1 pseudogene is annotated in these 548 nt (G+C 66.2%); it reads left to right on the plus strand.

Going from position 1 to position 548, the window contains the following annotated elements:
* Positions 1-30: 30 nt before the first annotated feature.
* Positions 31-548 (plus strand): annotated as a pseudogene (locus tag CK240_RS17900) (hypothetical protein); the annotation flags it as partial.

Here is a 548-nt window from a genome sequence, read left to right on the forward strand (position 1 = left end):
CGACGTAACCGACAGGGAAGGGAAAAAGTCATGGGAGACCGTTTGAAACTCACCAACGACATGGCTTCGTGGCGCCTTATGGTCGGCGCCGCCATCGAGGGCGCGAAGCGGATCGGCTACGACCTCAAGCGGCAACCCGGCCGCGGCCTGAGCAACACCTACGACGCCATCAAGGACGGCAAGACCTCGACCGTCTCGGTGCGCACCACGCGCGACCGCTGGTTCGCCTACCAGCCCGTCGAAGGCGGCACTCGGTGGAAGACACTCGATGAGGTGGAGCTGGTGCTGGTGTCGGCCGTGGACGACCCGGCGGACCCCCGGAACGTGGACGTGTACCTGTTCCCAGCCGATGAGGTGCGCAAGCGCTTCGACGCGTCCTACGCCGCTCGGAGCGAAAACGGCAACACGATGCGCGATGGCTTCGGCATGTGGGTCAAGCTCGACGCCGGCGACCCAAGTGTGCCCTCCCAGGTCGGCGCCGGCCTGGCTGACGACTATCCCGCGATCGCGCGGTTCAGCCTAGATGAACTGGAGGCCAGCGCCACCCC

The organism is Paracoccus salipaludis (genome assembly GCF_002287065.1).
In the GTDB taxonomy this organism is placed as follows: domain Bacteria; phylum Pseudomonadota; class Alphaproteobacteria; order Rhodobacterales; family Rhodobacteraceae; genus Paracoccus; species Paracoccus salipaludis.